General features: G+C 51.5%; 1 protein-coding gene. It reads left to right on the forward strand.

What is annotated here, in order from left to right; genetic code table 11:
* A partial coding sequence (locus tag ITP53_RS34360; protein ID WP_407941352.1) for a class III lanthionine synthetase LanKC N-terminal domain-containing protein occupies positions 1–1,658 on the forward strand: 1,658 nt, incomplete at its 5' end.
* Between the last annotated feature and the right edge of the window lie 261 nt (positions 1,659–1,919).

Genomic DNA, 1,919 nt, shown 5'->3' on the forward strand with positions numbered 1-1,919 from the left:
CGGTAACAGCACTATCAGCAACCACTGTCTGGAGGCGCAAAAGTAGCGACTCCACCGCAAGGACAGATGGGAAGCTATCCAGAACTCCGGAGCGCGGGCGGATCTCTATAGACGGCGGGACCGCCCGCCTTCATGAAAGGCTCAAGTCGTCCATGCATGACATGACTTTTCAAGTGGAATCTTACCTTTATGAAACCCTTTCTGTTCGGCCTCTCTCCAATGAATACACGGATCAACTCCAAAGGCTTCTGCCAGCCTCATGGACCCATAGGCGAAATGATATATGGGTCCATGCGCTATCTCCTACGAGTAAAATCGTTGCGGAAACTCCAATTCGCCAGGGATTCAAGATCCACGTTTCGGCATCGTTGTCATACGCCTGTGCAGTGCTCGATGTTGTCATTCCAGCATGCGTTGAATATGGTATCGATTTCAAAATAGTGGGGGATCCTACTTTGCATAGCATGCTTAATTCTAAGCGTCAAGCGCGCGGATCCTCTGGCAAATTTATGACCATATACCCTCCGAGCGAGGAGCTTTTTATAGAGCTCATTGAGCTGCTGTATCAGCAGACGAAGTATGAAGCGTTCGCCGGCCCGCGCATTTTGTCCGACCGGCAATATAAAGACAGCAACATTCTTTTTTATCGGTATGGAGGTTTTCTATCTTACCGAACGGTAAACATTGACGGAACTCATACTTTGTCTATTGTCTCACCTGGCGGCGAGAACGTTCCCGATCGGCGGCTACCTTACTTCGATTTGCCTGACTGGGTCCAAGATCCATTTTGCGAGAGACAAAAATCGATTGTGGACGATAGTCAGGAAGTTCTTCTGCGAGATCGGTATCTCATCGAGAAAGCAATTGGCTTCTCCAATGCGGGTGGTGTTTATCGTGGTGTCGATCTAGACACCGGTAGGGCTATCCTGGCGAAAGAGGCACGCCCTTTTGTCAATCAATGGCTTGTCGGTGATCACAGCTGGGACGCAGTAGATCTGCTGAAGCGCGAATACCACTTCTTGCGACTCCTGAAAAGTTCTCCTTACGTGCCCAATGCTGTCGATCTCTTCGAGGATGGCGGCCATTTCTTTCTAATAGAAGAGCTGCTCGACGGCATCGACCTGCGTACATACTGGGCGCGAAATGATGTAGTCTTTGCTCCCTATGTTCGACGCCCTGGAAGAATCCAGCAATGGCTTCCGGTCTTCAAAAATACCGCCATAACTCTGATTCGTGCCGTAGCGGACGTACACGGGCGCGGCATCTTGCTCGGGGATTTGTCGCCGAACAATATTATAATCAATCCTGAGACGCTCCAGATGTGGCTCGTAGATTTCGAAAGCGCTGTGACATCCGATGATGATCCAGAAATCATGCAATACGCCTCATCGTGGGGAACTCCGGGTTTTGTGGCTCCGATGCGAGCCACCCGTATGGTGCCTGCTGTCGAGGACGATCTGTACTCCGTAGCAATGATTCTCTGTAGCGCAGTCGCTCCGGTCAATCCATTGTTTACGCTCAACCCGAACGCCCGTGACAATTTCCTTGATATGTTCATTGGCCTAGGTGTTCCATTGGAGGTCAAAAGCATTATTTTCCATCTTATAGAGGGTGACGCGAACGAAGCCGAAGCCATTCTCCTTAAATGGGAACTTTGAATTTCTAATGCTGCTTGTCCCGGCTACACAGGTTGAATGCGTAGAGTCTACGAGTCGTGACGGATCGCGTCTGGTGCGGCACGACCGTGGTATGCGGTACGGGCAACAGGGCGGATACACGCCTGCTGAGCAGTAGGCATTCAGTAGCTCTCGATCTTGCTGGCGTGAGGGCTGTCCGCGAGGTGCGATGATCTTTGGGTGCCGAAGACCCCGGAGCGCCGTCCGTCGTATGACGAGCTGGCATCGCTGGTGGTCCGGCAG

This window comes from Nonomuraea cypriaca (assembly GCF_015645445.1).
Lineage (GTDB): Bacteria > Actinomycetota > Actinomycetes > Streptosporangiales > Streptosporangiaceae > Nonomuraea > Nonomuraea cypriaca.